Here is a 17,947-nt window from a genome sequence, read left to right as displayed (position 1 = left end):
CCCGCAAAGGATTAGCAATAATATATCTAGCATTGTTCAGTAAATCATTTTCATTTCTAATCATGTGATCATAGTAGTTACGTTGCCATAATTTATACATACCTAAATCGTCACGGGTTACATTAGAGCAACGGCCTTTAAATAACTTAATTACATCGGACAGCGCTTTTTTATTTCCTAATTGAATTAGCCAATGTATATGATTTGGCATAATTACAAATGCTATTGTTTTAGCTGCTTCTTGCGTTTCTATCTTTTTCATTTCTTTGATTATCAAACGATTAATATCCATAGAAATAAATATGTTTTCTCTTTTGTGCGCCACCAGTGTGATTGAGTAAAATCGATTTGTTAATGATACTCTGCCCTTTCGCAATAAATCAGAACGATACATTTTTACAGTCCTTCAGTACTTTTTATTAAAGGTAGCAGAGGTTTTTAAAATAAGAGAGCGCGAGGTAAATTCGCACCTACAGGGTGTGTATGTTGTAGGTGAGGTTTTATTACCTCGCTTTGGTAACGTTAGGTTAGATGAGCGCGAAGTAAATTCGCACCTACAGGTGGCATATATCGTAGGTGAGGTTTAATACCTCGCTTTTGATAAAGTTAAGTTAGATGAGCGCGAAGTAAATTCGCACCTACAGGGTGCATATATTGTAGGTGAGGTTTTACAACTCGATTTGGTGAAGTTGTATTGCATGAGCGTGAAGTAAATTCGCACCTACAGGTGGCATATATTGTAGGTGAGGTTTTATAACTCGCTTTGGTAAAGTTGGATTAGATGAGCGCGAAGTAAATTCGTATCGATAGGGTGTACATATATTGTAGGTGAGGTTTTATACCTCGCTTTGGTAAAGTTAGGTTAGATGAGCGCGAAGTAAATTCGCATCGATAGGGTGTGTGTATGTTACCGGTAAAGTTTTACATCTCACTTTTAAAGTCCTGATAAATAAAAACCCCGATGGTACATAGTACCATCGGGGTTTTTTAATCGTTTTAGTAAACCTAAACTTTAAATTCGTCTACCGACAAGCGAAGCTCTTCGGCAAGTTTGGCTACTTCTGAGCTTGAGATATTAGTTTGGTTTGCGCCTTCGGCTGTTTGCTCTGCGATGGCTACAATCGACTCAAGGCGTTCGCTAATTTCTTGTGCTACTTGTTGTTGCTCAAGTGCCGCAGTCGAAATTTCTTCACTTACGTCGTGAGCTTGCGAAACCGCAAATGTAATTGAATCAAGTGCGCTACTTGCTAGGTCGGTTTGCTCAACACACGATACCGCACGTTGCTTACCTTTACTCATTGCTGTTACGGCAGCTTCAGCGCCTGTTTGTAGCGACTCAATCATTGATTGTATCTCTTGGGTCGACTCTTGAGTTTTACTCGCCAGAGAGCGTACTTCATCTGCCACAACAGCAAAGCCTCGGCCGTATTCACCAGCACGTGCAGCTTCAATTGCGGCATTTAATGCAAGTAAGTTAGTTTGATCCGCTATTCCGCGTATTACATCTAATATGCTGCCAATTGATGCGCTATCTTGATGTAGTTTATTAATTACTTGTGAGGCGTCGTCTACTTCACGTGCTAATTGCTCAATCGTGGCTTTATTGTTATTCGAAATACCTTTAACACGCTCAGCTTCTTTATCAGCATTTTTAATTTCGCTAAGTGCTTGTTGAGCGCTGTTGCTAACCGTTTGCGATGTACTGCTCATTTCGGTTGTTGCAGTGGCGGCTTGTTCAACTTGTGCTTGCTGGTTACGAATTGCTTGGCTTGATTCCGCTGTTATTGCAGATGTTTGCTCTGATGCTGCTGCTAGCTGAGTAGAGCGCGAAATAATGCCTTTAATTAGGCTGCGTAAGTTATCAATTAAGGTGTTACAACTTTTAGATAGTTCGCCAAATTCGTCTTTAGCGCTGTCGTCTAAGCGTTGTGTCATGTCGCCACTGGCAACAATATCTAAAATTCGGTTAACTTCAGCAAGTGGTTTAGTAATACGGCTAACAGTAATAATAGCAATCGCTACAGCTAAAAGAGTGGCTATAATCATACCAACCCACGTCCATAAGTTTGCTGAGTCTACGTCGCTGCGTACGCCTTGCTGTAATTTAAAGGCAACGTCACTTGCTTGATTAACTAACTCGTCAATTTGGTTAAGTGCCATTTTGGTGGCTTGCTCTGACTGGGCAAGCTCAGATTCTGTTAGGGTAATCGAATCAATTAATCGTTTTTTGTTTGCAGCTAAACCACTACTACCTTTGATATTGCTTTCTAAGGTATCAACATTTTCTTTTAAGCTTGAGTATAAATCGCTGTGAGTTTGCTCTATAGCCGGTTTAATTAAGGCAATGGTACGCGTTACTTCTTCTAGGTAATAGGTTTGCTCGTTTTTAACAATGTCGAGAGTATTAAGCGTTTTAACGGTTAGCATATCAGTGCTGTTACTTACCACTGACATAAAGTTATTTTCTAAATTGTTTGCAGCTTGGTAAGCACGAGGGTGGTTTTGCTCAAACCCATCAATGTCAATAATATCGAGTACAACAGAATTGGCATCTTCTGCACTTAGCTCTATATTTTCTAATTGTGCTTTTAATGTTTTGTTTAATGCTAGCTGTTTGCTTTTATCTTCTAACAAGCTTTCAACTGTGCTTAAAAAGCTTAAGTAGGTTTTTTCTACATTTTGGCTACTTTGATTAAGCGTTGCATCATTTTTTACTACGTCTTGAAGTTCGCGATGAAGGGTATTGAATAACTGCTTTTGCTCAAGAACTTGTTTTTTAATGGGGGCTAGTTCATTTGCAGAAGTAGTGTAAAAGCTCGCTTGAGCGGCTTTACTCATTAAAATAAATTCGGCTTGTAGTTCTGAGCTTTTATTTAGTGCCGGAAGTGATAGTTGGTTCACTTTTTGAGTAGAACGGTCAATATTTGCAATTTTTATTAAGGAGTTACCACCAATTATTAATAATAATAGTGTGATAAATATAAAACCACCCCAAATACGTTGGCTTACTGTCAGGTTCATAAGATTTCCACTCAAAAGTACTTCAATTAAGACTTATCGGCGTTTGTACCAATAAGTTAAGTAATTAAAATCAATTACTTTAACTAATTTTAACTATTAATTGATAAATCTAACAGATGTATTGTTTTTTTTCAGTTTATTTAGACGAAAGGTGGGATTTTTCGACAATTACTTTTTTAGTACTTAGCTCCATTAGGGTCATGGTGTTACCCCATACACAGCCTGTATCTAAGGCGTGAACTCTTGGATTACCTGTCCTACCTTCAAGCGCGGCCCAGTGGCCAAAAATAATATCGCGTTTAGTTTTAGCAATATTAGGATGGTTAAACCACGGTGTTAATGTTTGGCTATCGGTTATTGCACCCTTTGCATTAAGCTCGAGTGTGTTATCACTTGTTAAAAAGCGCATGCGGGTAAAATAATTAACTATGTATCTAAATTTTGCAAAGTCATCAAGATTGCTTGACCACTGCTCCGGGTGAGGCTGATACATGTGTTCAAAAAACGCTTTAGCATTGTTTGATTGATAACAGCTTTGTGCAAATTGTGCTTGTTTTAGCGCATAGTCAATAGACCAGTCGGGGTTTAATCCGGCATGAGATATAAAGCAGTTATGTTTTATAAGCTCTAAGGCCAATGATTGGGTTTGTAAAAAGGCGATGTAACGCGCTAATTTTGGGCTTTCAAATATTGGGTTTAGTTTATCTTTTGGGTTGGTAGGTTTGTTAAGAAAGTAGCAGGCAACCATGTGAAGGTCGTGATTGCCTAAAGTGATGGTCATGCTATTTTGATGTTGATAAATGTAGTCTAAGCAGGCTAGGGAGTCTGGCCCGCGGGCAACTATGTCGCCAACTAAATAAAGGTGATCTTTGCTTGGGTTAAAATCAACACGTTGTAAAAGGGTGTTAAATTCACTAAAACACCCTTGTAAATCACCTATCGCATAATCTGCCATTTAAGTGCTTAATGCAAAATGTTAGGGCAAGCCAAACGAAACACATTAATAGGCGCCTGAAACTCAGAGCCAAATTCGTTGCGTAACGTGTAATGGCCTTGCATAGTGCCTACAGGTGTATCTAAAATTGCACCGCTGGTGTATTTATAGCTTTCGCCTGGGCCAATGTCTGGCATTTCGCCAACAACGCCTTCACCTTCTACTACTACTTCTTTGCCATTTGCATCGGTAATTAACCAATAGCGGCTCAGTAATTTTGCACTACATAAACTATGGTTTTTAATCGTTACTGAGTAAGCAAATACGTATTTTTCAAGCTCAGGTTGAGATTGGCCTTCTACGTAAAATGTTTCTACAGACACCTTTACAGGCGATCCAATATTACTGCTTGTTGTCATAAATCCAGTTAGCTATATCAATAAATTGTTGTAAAGATAAGCGCTCAGCACGCAGCGTTATATCAATGCCAATGCTAGTAAGCTCTTCTGCAGTTAGTAAATTACCTAAACTGTTACGCAGTGTTTTACGGCGTTGATTAAAGGCTTCTAAACACACTGTGTTTAATATTTTAACGCTTTTTGCTGTACGTTGCTCTGGCTTTTTAGGTATTAAACGTATAACCGCAGAGTCAACTTTTGGCGCTGGTTTAAAGCACTCAGGTGGTACTTCAACAACCGGCATTGCATTACAGTAGTATTGAGTCATCACGCTTAAACGGCCAAATGTTTTACTACCTGGGCCTGCTACCATGCGTTTTACTACTTCTTTTTGAAGCATAAAGTGCATGTGCTCAATATGATCTGAAAATTCAAAAAGATGAAACAATAACGGTGTCGAAATATTGTAAGGTAGATTACCAAACACTTTTAATTTTTTGTCATCGCGAACCAAGCTTGCAAAGTCAAACGTCATTGCATCGCCTTGGTTAACGGTTAATTTAGGACCCAAAAATGGGTGTTCAATTAATCGTTGCGCTAAATCTTTATCTAATTCAACAACCGTTAAATGGCCGCTTAATTCGGCTACTGGCTCAGTAATTGCGCCAAGGCCGGGGCCAATTTCTACTAGGTTGTCTTCTGGTTTAGGATCGATCGCAGAGACTATTTTGTCGATGATAGATTCATCAAATAAAAAGTTTTGCCCAAAACGCTTACGAGCGCGGTGTCCTAAATGTACTTTATCGGTCATTGATTTTGTGCTTTTTCTTGGGCGAGCTTAATTGCTTCGCGGATCGCTAATTCAAAACTGCCAACGTCAGCTGTACCAGTCCCTGCTAAATCGAGTGCAGTACCGTGGTCAACTGAAGTGCGGATAAATGGTAAGCCAAGGGTAATATTTACCGATTTACCAAATCCCTTGTATTTTAGCACAGGTAATCCCTGATCGTGATACATAGCAAGCACTGCATCTGCTTCAGATAGGTATTTATCTTGAAATAAGGTATCGGCCGGTAGTGGGCCAATTAAATTCATACCTTCGCTTCTAAGTATCTCAAGCGTTGGCGTGATTGTTTCTATTTCTTCTCGACCTAAATGGCCATCTTCACCGGCATGCGGATTTAAGCCACACACTAAAATACGTGGTTTTTCTATACCAAACTTAGTTTGTAAGTCGTGATTTAAAATACCCGCTACTTTAGTTAAACGCTCAGGTGTAATGGCACGCGATACATACGCCAGTGGAATATGAGTGGTTACAAGTGCAACGCGTAAGCCCTCTGTTGCAAGCATCATAACTACATCAGCAGTATTTGATTGCTGCGCAAAATACTCAGTGTGCCCACTAAACGAAATACCTGCTTTGTTAATTATGCCTTTGTGAACCGGGCCTGTAACAACTGCATCGAAGGTGCCATCCATGTTTTTTTCGCTTGCTATACGCAAGGTATCTAACACGTATTGTCCGTTACCGTCGTTTAGTACGCCAAGTTCTACATCAACCCCTAAATCAACCTGATGAATATACAAGCTGCCAGCAGGTGCTGCTTTTGCTGGTGCGTTATCATCAAATTTAATTAAGTTTATTGTTAAGCCTAAATGTTTTGCACGCTCTTTTAATAGTTTGCCATCGGCAATCGCTATAAGTTGAACATCCCACGCTTGCTGAGCAAGCGTGAGTAGCAAATCTGGGCCAATACCAGCGGGTTCACCCGGTGTAATAGCAATTCTTAAGGTCATATTTATTGGTCTGCTGTGAAAATTTCAACGTGAGCTTGCTCGCGCATTTCTTGCTGCCAGTTAAAACTTTCTTCCTTAAATTTACGGTTAAACAACATACCGTGAGCACGGTTACGTTTAGCTAGCTCAGTTTTATCAGCTACACGTTTACCAAGTAACTGCACAATGTGCCAACCAAACTGTGTTCTAAACGGTTCGCTTATTTCGTCTTGCTTAAGAGAAAGCAATGTATCTTTAAACGCAGGTACGTAGGTAGTTGGATCTGTCCAATCGTACTCGCCACCTTTAAGTGCAGAGCCTGGATCTTCTGAGTACTCTTTAGCTAACTTTCCAAAGTCAGCAGTTCCTGCGCGTAAGTCTTTTGCAAAACCAGCAAGCATTGAGCGTGCTTTTTCTTCACTTAAAATAATTGAAGGTTTAATTAGTATATGGCGTGAACGCACTTCAGTTGTTTCTACAACTTGTAGGCCACGAACATCTTGTACTTTAATGATATGAAAACCAGCACCAGAGCGAAGTGGGCCAACAATAGCGCCTTTCTTTTGGCCTTTTACTGCTTCAGCAAAAAGCGATGGCATTTCGTTAATGCCCATGTAACCAAGCTGTCCACCTTCAAGTGCTTTAGAGCCGCTTGATGATGAAATAGCAATACGCTTAAATTCTTGGCCATCGTTTAATAGCTCAATAACTTTATCTGCGCGTGTTTTTGCGCCAGCAATTTCGTCAGCGTTCGCATCGTTAGGGATATCTATTAAAATATGACCAATGTCGTACTCTTCAGCACTTTGACCTTGGGTTTCCATAATTTTTAAAAGGTTATCAACTTCTTGCTCGCTAATATAAATACGACGATCAACACTTGCACGTGTTACTTGCTGCGTTGTTATTTCTTTACGAATTTCTTCACGGTAAGCTTGAAAGCTTTCGCCCGAACCTTCAATAGTACGGCGTAAATCGGCAATTGTACCGCCTTGCTCTTGTGCCATGCTTGCAAGAGTTTGATCAAGTTGGCTGTCTGAGATTTGTAACCCCATACGTTCAGCCATTTGTATCATAAGGGCTTGATTAACTAAACGCTCAACAGCTTGTACACGAAGAGTTTCATCTTTTGGTAATTGCTGGTTTTGTTCTTCGGCTTGCTTTTTAACACGATTAATAATGGTGTCTACTTCGCTTTTTAAAATTACGCCTTGGTTTACAACGCCAATAACTTTATCTATTTCTACTGGTGCGGCCATTGCACTTTGACAAAGGCTGGCACTTAAAACTGCTGATGTTAATAATTTTTTTAAATTCATATTCTTTTTACTACTCTTGCTGATAGTACTGTTGTGATACTAGTTACTAAGAAAATACGGTCTACGATAGCCAAAAATACCTTGTTGTAATAATTTTTGTGCATCATAACGGCTTTTACTGCCAAGTCCTTTTAATACAAAATTCAAACTAATACCTGAATCAAAAGTTGCTTGTTCTTGGCCTATTGATTGATTTAAATCTGTTTCAATTTGGCGGTGCCCAGTAATTTGGATAGCCCAACAGCATGATTCATACTGTAATCCGCTCAATACTTCGATACTTCTGTTGTTTTCAAGATCTCGATGATAGCTTGCAATAAATTGCCATTCGTCGCTAATAGGAATACTTGTAAATACACCTGCTTGCTCGATTGTATTTCCTGAGACATCATTTGCATAGCGATGGTTCAATTGTACTAGCTGATTATTATCACCTTTATAATCAAGTGTTACATTTGACTGTACCATTTGCTTGCCATCTGTATCGTATTGAATACCTCCAGCGAGGTACCAACGGCGGTGCCAATGTAACATGGTTTGAGCTGCAAATAGTGCATTATAATTAGTGTCTGAGTTCAATCCTTGCTCTGTTGGCTTGGCGTCATCACTTAAATAAAATATTTGGCCGGCACTAAAATTAAATACTTCTTCTTGTTTTTTATCAAATAGGCGCGTTGTAGCACCTAAAGTAAACTGATTCGCTGCTGCTATGCGGTCAACACCTGAAAAGCGCACGTCTCTAAATAAACCATAATAATCGTCTTGTAGCTTGGTTGTATCAAACAAGCCAATGTCTGACTGGTCTTTATTAGGTGTATATAAATATTGAATTTGCGGCTCTAGCGTTTGTATAGCATCTTCAAAAAAGTAAGATGCGTCACGCTCAAAATTAAGCTGAGAATACAAACGTACTTTAGGAATAGTACGCGATACAGTATCGCTGTATTGCGTGCCTGTTAAGTTTCCGTTTTGCTTATAATTAGTTTGCAATAAGCTCACTTCAGATAAAAATGACCACGCATGCGTTGCGTAGTTGTAGCGGGCTTTTGGCTCTACGTGTACACGAGTTGCGCTGTCTATGGCCACTTCTGATGAATCATTAGTAAAATGGCTAATTTCGCCCGACACACTAAAATCAAAATTATCAAAACGCCAAGGCGCAGTTTGCGTAAAATTAACTTGTGGTATTGCAGTATATGACTCTAAGTGATCGCCCAATACTTCAAAGTTTTGTACTTTAATATCGGTGCGCCATGTATCACCCAAATGAGTAAGTGAGCCAGTACGATACAGCTGTGTATCGGTTTTACTTGCGTAATTTGAGCTTAAATCGGTGATGTAGTTATCATCGCTTACATTGGTTACATCAACGTTTGCGCGCCAGTTTTCACCCAGATAACTTTGCTGTTGCCAATGAAACATATAGCGTTCATTTAAGTCTGGCTCAGAATCATCACTATCTAAATATTCAATTCCTACTAAGCCTTCATGTTGCTCTGTTAAGTATCTAAATTCGGTTTGTAATTGCAGCCCTTTGTTAGACATATAACGAGGCGTAATAGTGGCATCAAAATTAGGTGCAATATTTAAATAATACGGCGTAATTGTTTCAAGACCGTATTTGTCAGAGCTTGAAATAGTCGGGGTAAGTAAACCTGATTTACGGCGCTCATCCAGTGGGAATGTAAAATAAGGTAGGTATAAAACCGGTGTATCGAGAATGCGTAATACGGCGTTATATGTTTCGCCCCAGCCTTCTTCGCGTGAAAGGTTTATTTCGTCAGCCTCAATTTCCCATACTGGGGTGTCACTTGGGCAAGTAGTAAAGCTTGCATTCATGAGTAATAGGCCAGACTGATTAACAGTGAGCTTTTCAGCGCCGCCTTTACCTTGTTGTTCGGTTAGGCTGTAGTCGGCGCCTAATAAACTGACTTCTGAATTATTTAAATCGGCATTTAATCCGGTGCTGTTTACTTTACTCACGTAATCTTGATAAGTAATTGGCCCCGTTGCATTTAATAAACCACGCTGTTTGTCTATCAACGCAGTTTGTGCGGACAAACTCATCTTAAGGGTGTTAATATCAACATTGCCGGTAAATTCAGCGCTTTGAGTGCCAAGCAGCTCAACATCATCAGCTTGAATATCAACTTCACCAAGGTTAAGGCCTTCAAGTGGTTGCCAAGCTCTGGTTTGCATTGAAATGCCACAAAGGTTGTGTGCCAGTTCAGTTTCGGCAAGCGATGGTGCGCTAACTACGCTTAGCATCAATATGCCCCAGGTTTTGCTCATTTATTGACCTTAATACTGTGTGTTTAATATAATATACACATAATAAAGGAAAATAATGGCAATTACAGTAATTGACCTAATTAACTTAGTGAAAAATAGATATCTTATAAAATGACACGCTTTGAGAATTTACAACAATTTATAAACTCACACCTTAATGCTAAGTCGCATACTTTAAACGCGATCACGGGTGATGCGAGTTTTCGCCGTTATTACCGTTTAAATCACGATAATAAGCATTTAATAGTGATGGATTCTGATCCAAAAAAAGTGAATAACGACCCTTATATTTCGCTAAATAAGGTATTTACTGAACAAGGTTTTTTACTTCCTACTATTATTGCAAGTGATGAAAAACAAGGGTTTTTTATTCTCAGCGATTTAGGCTGTACACACCTAGCCGACATGCTCGATGATGCAAACCGCACCGAGCACTATCAAGCATTAATTAGTTTAAGTGCTCAGTGGGCAAAAACGCCGCCAGCTTTTGCTATGCAAGCGTATAACGAAGACTTTATAAAGCTAGAACTTGATATATTTAACCAGTGGTTAGTGAATGATTTTATTAATGAGTCACTCAGCGCAGAGCAAAACGTAATGTGGCAAACAAGTTCAGCGCTATTAATAAAGGCCATGCTTGAGCAACCCACTGTTACCGTTCATCGCGATTACCATAGCCGTAATATTATGAATAGTAACGGCCAGTGGGCAATTATAGATTATCAAGATGCTGTACGCGGGCCGCTTTGCTACGATTTAGTATCGCTACTACGCGATTGCTACTTTAAACTGCCTCAAAAAGAGTTAACAAGCTTGCTTGATTTTGCTTATCAAGAATTTACAGCTCAAAACTTAATGGTTAACACTTCATTTGATGAATTTAAATATTGGTTTGATTTAACAGGCTTACAGCGCCATTTAAAAGCGGCAGGAATATTTTGTCGATTATATTTACGTGATGATAAAACAGGTTATTTAGACAATATTTTACCGACGCTTGATTATATTATTGAAGTAGCGGCAAACTATCCAGAGCTTAAAGCATTAAGTGAGTGGACTAAAAATACCATAGTGCCAAAAGTGACTGAAAAGTTAGCAAAGGAGCGCTCATGAAAGCGATGATTTTAGCTGCAGGGCGCGGACAACGTATGATGCCGCTAACGCAAAATATGCCAAAGCCAATGTTAAAAGTGGCAGAAAAACCACTTATTGAGCACCATATAAATAACCTCAAAGCTGCCGGAATTACCGATATTGTAATAAACCTTGCGTGGCAAGGTGATAAAATAAAAGACTACTTTAACGATGGCAGTCAGTTTGGCGTAAACATACTTTACAGCCAAGAAGTAGAAGGTGGCCTTGAAACTGCCGGTGGTATAATTGAAGCGTTACCACTGCTAGGCGACTCGTTCATTGTTATAAATGGTGATGTATACACCGATTATGATGTAAGTGCGCTTATGCAACTTCATTTACAACCCGGTGAGGCGCACATAGTGCTGATAGAAAACCCGCCACACAATCCAGATGGCGACTTTGCATTGAGCCATTTATCGGCCGAGAGCCAAAAATATACATTTTCAGGGATTGGCCGGTATCAGGCTGATTTTTTTAAAGGATTAACGCAAGGTATTCGCCCTTTAGGGCCTATTTTACGTGAAAAGCTAAATAAACATTTAGTCTCTACTGAGCTCTATATAGGGCAGTGGGATGATATTGGTACACCAGAGCGTTTAAACCAATTAAACACGCGCCTTGAGGCGTAATAACTCAATTTTTAAAAAGGCAGTATTATAGATGTGGGGAAAAATTCTCGGTTTTTGTTTTGGCTTTATGTTTGGCAAAATATTTGGTGCCATTTTAGGTTTATACCTAGGTCATTTATTTGATAAAAGCTTAAAAAATAACTTTGATAAAGCAGGCGGCTTTTCTAGCTTATTTAGTGGTGACGATGTTCACGAGCGCCAAGCTTTATTCTTTTCAAGCTGCTTTGCTGTCATGGGGCACATTGCTAAATCGAATGGTCGAGTTAGCGAAGTACATATAAAAGCGGCTAACTTGTTTATGGATGAAATGGGCTTAAAAGGCGAAGAACGCCGTGAAGCACAGCATGCATTTCAATCAGGTAAAGAGAGTGACTTTTCACTTAAAGAAACAGTACACGATTTTAAAGAACGCTTTGCTAAACGAAACGATTTAATACAGTTATTTTTAGAAATACAAATTCAGATGGCATTTTCTGATGGCGTGCTAGCCGAGCAAGAAAAGCAACTATTAGCAGAAGTAAGTAAACAGCTAGGCATTTCTAAAACACACTTTGCATTTGTATTAAAACGTTACCAAGCTGAGTTTAACTTTAGAAAGCAACAACAGCGCTTTAATCAGCAGCAACAAAACCAAGGTCAAAGTAGTAGTTACCGTGAAGGTTCTGGCCACCATGTACCGCCAAATAATAATATGAACCGTGCGCAAGCATTGGCGTTATTAGGCTTAAGTAGCGATGCAACGCAGCGTGATATAAAAGTAGCGTACCGTAAACTTATGTCGCAACATCATCCAGATAAATTAGTATCGCAAGGTTTACCAAAACACATGATGGAACTGGCTGTTAAAAAGAGCCAAGATATTCAAGCTGCTTATGAGTATTTAAAAAAGTCGGCGTAAAAAGCCGTCTATTTCTTTTGTTAGGCGTGCGTGTTGATCGGGTTGATCGCGCAAGCCAAACAACTGGCGTTGGCGGTAATCAAATTTTGCATTTCGCTCAACCCAGCGCTGACGATTTTTAAGGCTCATTAAAATGTCTGTGCTGTCATTTGCATAGTAAATATCAAGCAAGGCAGGTGTAACAAGTGAAGCCGTTTGGCTCAAGCTTTCGTTACGCTTTGTGTTAGGCAGGTAACTACTTAAACTTATAAACGCCTCAACTCTCTCGTCCGGAAAATCTGCATAGTACTCCAACAACACACCCGCACTCGTACCTTGTGCAATAACCACTATATTACTCGAGTCTTCCATTGCAGTTTGATACAGCGCATTAAAACGAGAAATGAGATTTATTTTGTAGTTATCGAGCACGTCATCAGTTACTTTTTCAATTGCATTAACGTAATGAGGTTCTTCTTTTATTTTTGCAGGCTGTGATTGTGCGCTTGTTGCGGTGTCGGGTGATGCAGGTTCATCGGCTTTACTAGGCGCAGCTTCGGCTTCGCTGGGCATTGCTTCGGCCATTTTACTTGCTTGCCAGTCAATGTCGGGTACTGTCATTGCGTAGGTGCTGTAACCTAAATTATTAAGCTCTTTGCGCAAGTAGCTCATACCTGAATTATTGGTAGGTGAAGAATGCCAGTCGGGTATAAGTATTACGATACCTCTAAAATTACTACTCATATACTCGCTGTAAAGGCTTAAAAATTCTGTTTCACCCGCCAATATAGGCTTTATTTCATCGCTTGGAAGTAGTCGCTCAATATCGCTATTTTCAATACTTGATAGGCTAGGTGGAGCAATATGTTCAGCTGCGCTGATGGGGTTAGCTAAAAGTAGGGCACAGCTGAGCTGTATATAAAAAGCCCCTTTTAAAAACCGTGGAAATAGCATAACGCACCTAACTAATGACAATTAGTTAGGTATCGGCAAGGTTATCTAAAAGTTTAATGTATAGAGCGAATTAGCTAGTAAATTTGAACCTGCTAAAACTCTAATTCGGCTTCAAAAGTAAGTACTTGCTCAGTTACAGGGTGCTTTAATTGCAGCATTTGTGCATGTAATTGTAAGCGAGGAGCGGCAGCAAGTGCCTCTTTGTGGGCGTAAAGTCTATCACCTAAAATAGGATGACCAAGGCTTAACATATGTACACGTAACTGATGCGAGCGACCAGTGATAGGCGTTAGCTCCACACGGGTTGCATTGTCTTCACGCTCAAGTATTTTGAAATGCGTAAGCGAAGGTTTACCTCTGTCGTGATCAACCATTTGTTTTGGGCGATTAGGCCAATCACAAATAAGGGGTAAATCTACTGATCCTGTTTCAGCCTCAAGGTGTCCGTATACACGTGCTATGTAACGTTTAGCTGTTTCGCGCTCTTGAAACTGCATACTTAAATGTCTGTGCGCTGCTTTATTCATGGCAAGGCACAGTATGCCAGAAGTCGCCATATCTAAGCGGTGCACTATTCTTGCTGTTGGAAAAACACGATTAACACGATTAATTAAGCTGTCGGCATGTTTAGGATCTTTACCTGGGACAGTTAATAACTCACTTGGTTTATTAACTATCAGTAAGTCGTCATCCTGAAAAAGTATCGTTAAATACGGACTCATAGGGGGATTGTAATTAACTAACACGGCCGACCTTAGTAAATTTTGAAGGTCGCTATTTTAGTAGAGCAGGCCAACAGGCTCAAGTAAAAGTTTGGCTATATTGTTTTAACTAATAATCCAAGCCTTAGCTCCTTTAAAGCACTTTTATAACTTAATTTCTTGCGCTGTTAATAGTCGATATTCACCACTGGCCAAGTTTTCATCTAGGGTAATTCCCGCAATCTGCTCGCGATGCAGCTCAACTACTTTGTTATCTACCGCGTAAAGCATACGCTTAACTTGATGATACTTACCTTCACTTATTGATAAACGCAGGCCGTAATTAGCAAGTCTCTCTGCTATAGCTGGGCGGGTTAAATCTTTTTCGTTATGCAGCATGACACCTGTTCGTAATTGCTCAAGGGCTTCATCGGTAATCGGCTCTTGGGTTTCGACGAGGTAGGTTTTAAATTTATTGCTTTTAGGTGACGTAATTTTATGTGACCAATCGCCATCATTAGTAATAATAACTAACCCTGTGGTATCTATATCAAGACGACCTGCTACATGAAAGTCACTCATATTTGGCTCATCAAGTAAGTCAAAAACAGTTTTATGTAGCTCGTCACTGTTAGCACATACATAGCCAACAGGTTTATTAAGCATGTAATAGCGCTTACCTAAAAATACCAAAGGTGTACCTTGGTACAGTACTTCATCTTGCTGAGCTAGCTGAAAATTATGTGATGTGATTACTTCGCCATTAACGCTTACTTCTTTTCGCTTAATACTCGCGCGAGCTTGGGTACGCGGTATTTCAGCTAAGTGGCTAATAAATTTATCTAAGCGGCAAGGGAATTTCATTTTGGTTCACATTTTTAGTCGGCTACAATGGGCGCGATTATAGCCGATAGTGAAATACCATGACAGTGCACAGCACACAAATTTTAAGCCTTTACCAAGCAAAAATAAACTCGGGTGAACTATGTTTTGATGCTGCGCAGCAAAATGCAGTGGAGGCTTTAAATACATTAAGCGAGCAACTTCAAGCTCACACATCATGGTGGCAAAAAGCGCCCTTAATAAAAGGCATTTATTTATATGGACCCGTAGGGCGTGGTAAATCCATGTTAATGGATTTATTTTATAAAAACCTACCTATTGATCAAAAGCAGCGGCTGCATTTTCATCATTTTATAGCGCAGGTGCATGCCCAACTTTCGCAGCTACAAGGTCAAAAAAATCCACTTATTTTGATTGCAAAACAGTGGGCTAAAAACATCCGCGTACTGTGTTTTGACGAGTTTTTTGTGAGCGACATTGGCGATGCCATGATTATGGCCAGATTGTTCAATGCCTTGTTTGAACAAGGTGTTGTGCTGGTGGCCACATCGAACGCAAAGCCAGAGCAACTTTATTACAACGGCCTGCAACGAGCGAGATTTTTACCTACTATCGATTTAATTAATAGCCATTGCCATATAATTAACGTGGCAGGGGAGGACGATCACCGTTTTAGATATGGAAAAAACAGTCGTCACTATTTTATTAATTTACCTAATAATGATTTTGAAAATGAGTTTTTAGCTTCTTATGCAGAGGTAACATATAGAAATACAATTAGCGTGCATGGCCGCGATTTACCTTATTTATTAAAAGCAGATAATGCCTTGATGATTGATTTTATGGCGCTATGCTCAGGCCCTCGTAGCGCTAACGATTATATGTTTTTAGCAACGCAATTTGATGTGCTATATGTAACAAACGTGCCGCAAATGGGGGTTAAAGCAACGGGTAAAGTTATTGTTCACGGTATAGAAGATAGTTATCAACGTGAAAAACAAACGCTTGATGAGCACACCTTTGACGACGAAGCACGTCGCTTTATTGCCTTAGTAGATGAGTTTTACGATTGCCATAAATTGCTGGTAATAAATGCGCAAACCGACATTGAACATTTATATAAAGGTAAAAAGTTGAGCTTTGAATATGCACGCACGCAATCGCGCATAGTCGAAATGCAAAATTGGTAACGCTTTAAAATATATTGTAAACGAGCTTGCTCACGTGAGAAGCGCTGATTGCTATTCATTGCCTTACTAAAGCGTAATGCCTCTTAAAATCCTTGCGAATAAATCACTTAAAATCTTATTGCACAAAGAGAAGCAAAAGAGGAGTAAATGAGAAGACATTAAAACAACAGTAATTATGTATTTTTACTTCTCTAAAGCGCAGCGACCTCTAAACCTTTTTGTGAATAAATCACTTAAAACCATATTGCACAAAGAGAAGCAAATGAGGAGTAAATGAGAAGACCGGAGTTTTTCAAGTTAGTTGTCGCATCAAGTTAAATTTTATGCCGCCCGCACTTCTTCTTTTTTCTCTGGATTTAAATTTACTTCATTGATCATTGTCCAATCTCGCGACTTTCCTGACCAACGACTTGGATTATGTAATTTCGCCATTTCATTTACCCGATGACGTTTCGCTAGTATCGCTTTATCTAATCCTAAATGGCGCTGGTTTGGCGTGACAAATTTAATACCGCTGTGCAAGTGCTCATCGTTGTACCAATCTACAAACCCGTTAACCCATTTCCTTGCGCCCGCGATATCTTCGAAGGCTTTTTCAGGGTATTCCGGGCGATACTTTAACGTCTTAAATAACGATTCCGAATAAGGGTTATCATTACTGACCGACGGTCGGCTAAATGAAGGAACAATACCTAACTCCTGCAATGTAGCCAATAACGTTGCCCCTTTCATTGGACTGCCATTATCCGAGTGCAACGTGACTTGCGCTGGCTTTACCTGCTCTCGTCTGCAAATATCTACCATTAAATCAGCTGCCAGTGTGCTTAGTTGTGTGTCATGAACCTGCCAACCAACTATTTTTCGACTATAAATATCCATTACTAAATATAAGTATAAAAACTGACCTTTAACAGCTGTTGGCAAATACGTGATATCCCATGTATAAATTTCGTTTACACGTGTTGCCTTAAGCGCTTTTGGCTTTTTTATCTTTTTATTTGGTTTAACTTTTTCTCTGTGTGTTAATAATTCATGTGATTTCATAACGCGATAAAACGAGCTTTCTGATGCTATCCACACACCCTTATCCAATAGTTTAGGGACTATCTTGCTAGGTGGTAAATTCCCGTATTCTATTGAATTAACAGTCTTAATTATACGCTGTTGCTCTAATTCAGTTAGCCTGTTAGGGGGGCGTTTTATCGTACTCGTTCGCTTATCTGTCATATCATCAGCTTCAATCCAGCGTTGAATTGTTCTTGCCGTTAGACCAAGTAACTCACATGCTTTCTCTTGCCTTGCCCCTGATTTCTGCGCGTCTGTAATGAGTTTTATCAATTCACGACGTTCAGCCGAGTTGGTTAATCGTCCTCGTTGAAACCCCAAAGCGCATCGGCTTTTTTTTTGAGTACAAGTAAAGCGGCTGTTTCTGCTAACGCTTTGTCTTTACGATTAAGCTCTTTTTGAAGCTGCTTAATTTCTTGTTTGAGCTGTTTACTGTCTGATTTTACGGGCTTCGTTGAAGGTCCTTTAGCAAAATCGTGCTTCCATTGTTTAATATGATGTGGGTAAAGCCCCTTAGCACGGCAATATTCATTTAGAGCGGCTTCATTTAAACTAGCACATTCAATAATGGCGTTAAGCCTTTCTTCTAAGCTCCAATCATGAGGGCGTTTTTCTGTTGTCATGTGACTACCATTATTTTTAGTTTCAAGTTCATGGTTTTTAGCAAGTGCGATCCATCGTTGTAAAGTTGAATAACCGATGCCTAAATCAAGCGCAATATCTTCTAGGCGAACATCATCACATTGAGATAATGCTTTTTCAACAGCTTGAACTTTAAATTCTTGTGTAAATCGACGTCTCATTTTAT

Annotated in this window: 16 protein-coding genes; 4 read left to right on the top strand and 12 right to left on the bottom strand. The window is 39.6% G+C overall.

What is annotated here, in order from left to right:
- The 8 genes from I6F48_RS20425 to lptD all read right to left on the bottom strand — a co-directional run.
- A partial coding sequence (locus I6F48_RS20425; RefSeq protein ID WP_197120192.1) for an REP-associated tyrosine transposase occupies positions 1–394 on the bottom strand: 394 nt, incomplete at its 3' end.
- Positions 395–1,005: 611 nt separating this feature from the next.
- A complete protein-coding gene (locus tag I6F48_RS20420; protein WP_197120191.1) occupies positions 1,006–3,021 on the bottom strand; it encodes a methyl-accepting chemotaxis protein in 2,016 nt (671 codons plus the stop codon).
- A gap of 136 nt (positions 3,022–3,157) precedes the next feature.
- Positions 3,158–3,976 (bottom strand): symmetrical bis(5'-nucleosyl)-tetraphosphatase, encoded by an 819-nt coding sequence (locus I6F48_RS20415; protein WP_197120190.1) that lies wholly within the window; start codon positions 3,974–3,976, stop codon positions 3,158–3,160.
- 8 nt (positions 3,977–3,984) lie between these two features.
- Entirely contained in the window at positions 3,985–4,374 is a 390-nt protein-coding gene (gene apaG / locus I6F48_RS20410; RefSeq protein ID WP_007585091.1) for a Co2+/Mg2+ efflux protein ApaG, read from the bottom strand.
- Positions 4,358–5,164, bottom strand: coding sequence for a 16S rRNA (adenine(1518)-N(6)/adenine(1519)-N(6))-dimethyltransferase RsmA (rsmA, locus tag I6F48_RS20405; protein WP_007585090.1), 807 nt, complete (start codon positions 5,162–5,164; stop codon positions 4,358–4,360). The genes apaG and rsmA overlap by 17 nt, the downstream gene beginning before the upstream one ends.
- Entirely contained in the window at positions 5,161–6,153 is a 993-nt protein-coding gene (gene pdxA, locus I6F48_RS20400; protein ID WP_197120189.1) for a 4-hydroxythreonine-4-phosphate dehydrogenase PdxA, read from the bottom strand. The genes rsmA and pdxA overlap by 4 nt, the downstream gene beginning before the upstream one ends.
- Before the next feature lie 2 nt (positions 6,154–6,155).
- Positions 6,156–7,451, bottom strand: a complete 1,296-nt coding sequence (surA, locus tag I6F48_RS20395; RefSeq protein WP_007585086.1) for a peptidylprolyl isomerase SurA — start codon at positions 7,449–7,451, stop codon at positions 6,156–6,158.
- Positions 7,452–7,490: 39 nt separating this feature from the next.
- The gene (lptD, locus tag I6F48_RS20390) at positions 7,491–9,743 is read right to left on the bottom strand and encodes an LPS assembly protein LptD (protein ID WP_197120188.1); all 2,253 of its coding nucleotides are present in this window, start codon (positions 9,741–9,743) and stop codon (positions 7,491–7,493) included.
- 111 nt (positions 9,744–9,854) lie between these two features.
- Here lptD and I6F48_RS20385 point away from each other — a divergent pair, with 111 nt between their 5' ends.
- The 3 genes from I6F48_RS20385 to djlA are packed head-to-tail and all read left to right on the top strand — an operon-like array spanning position 9,855 to position 12,407.
- Positions 9,855–10,856, top strand: coding sequence for an aminoglycoside phosphotransferase family protein (locus I6F48_RS20385; RefSeq protein ID WP_197120187.1), 1,002 nt, complete (start codon positions 9,855–9,857; stop codon positions 10,854–10,856).
- Positions 10,853–11,509 (top strand): N-acetylmuramate alpha-1-phosphate uridylyltransferase MurU, encoded by a 657-nt coding sequence (gene murU / locus I6F48_RS20380; protein ID WP_197120186.1) that lies wholly within the window; start codon positions 10,853–10,855, stop codon positions 11,507–11,509. The genes I6F48_RS20385 and murU overlap by 4 nt, the downstream gene beginning before the upstream one ends.
- A gap of 31 nt (positions 11,510–11,540) precedes the next feature.
- Positions 11,541–12,407 (top strand): co-chaperone DjlA, encoded by an 867-nt coding sequence (gene djlA, locus I6F48_RS20375; RefSeq protein ID WP_007585079.1) that lies wholly within the window; start codon positions 11,541–11,543, stop codon positions 12,405–12,407.
- On the opposite strand, the gene I6F48_RS20370 is transcribed toward djlA, so the two are convergent.
- The 3 genes from I6F48_RS20370 to rsuA form a co-directional block, all read right to left on the bottom strand.
- Entirely contained in the window at positions 12,390–13,340 is a 951-nt protein-coding gene (locus tag I6F48_RS20370; RefSeq protein ID WP_197120185.1) for a DUF3530 family protein, read from the bottom strand. The two genes, djlA and I6F48_RS20370, sit on opposite strands and share 18 nt — an antisense overlap.
- Positions 13,341–13,432: 92 nt before the next feature.
- The gene (rluA, locus tag I6F48_RS20365; RefSeq protein ID WP_197120184.1) at positions 13,433–14,086 is read right to left on the bottom strand and encodes a bifunctional tRNA pseudouridine(32) synthase/23S rRNA pseudouridine(746) synthase RluA; all 654 of its coding nucleotides are present in this window, start codon (positions 14,084–14,086) and stop codon (positions 13,433–13,435) included.
- A 120-nt stretch (positions 14,087–14,206) separates the two neighbouring features.
- Positions 14,207–14,905: a 16S rRNA pseudouridine(516) synthase RsuA gene (gene rsuA / locus I6F48_RS20360; protein ID WP_197120183.1), complete on the bottom strand. Its 699-nt coding sequence runs from the start codon at positions 14,903–14,905 to the stop codon at positions 14,207–14,209.
- Between the two features lie 59 nt (positions 14,906–14,964).
- Between rsuA and zapE the strand changes: the two genes are divergently transcribed.
- Positions 14,965–16,074 carry a cell division protein ZapE gene (gene zapE / locus I6F48_RS20355; protein WP_197120182.1) on the top strand — a complete coding sequence of 370 codons (1,110 nt, stop codon included), beginning with the start codon at positions 14,965–14,967 and terminating at the stop codon, positions 16,072–16,074.
- A 321-nt stretch (positions 16,075–16,395) separates the two neighbouring features.
- On the opposite strand, the gene I6F48_RS20350 is transcribed toward zapE, so the two are convergent.
- Positions 16,396–17,942 (bottom strand): IS3 family transposase gene (locus I6F48_RS20350; protein WP_197120193.1). Its coding sequence is split into 2 segments (ribosomal slippage): positions 16,396–17,483 and positions 17,483–17,942, totalling 1,548 coding nucleotides; the frame shifts between segments, so codons are not numbered across the junction.
- Positions 17,943–17,947: the final 5 nt, after the last annotated feature.

Source organism: Pseudoalteromonas sp. SWYJ118 (assembly GCF_015864505.1).
Taxonomy (GTDB): domain Bacteria; phylum Pseudomonadota; class Gammaproteobacteria; order Enterobacterales; family Alteromonadaceae; genus Pseudoalteromonas; species Pseudoalteromonas arctica.
This window is presented reverse-complemented; position numbering and strand designations above follow the sequence as displayed.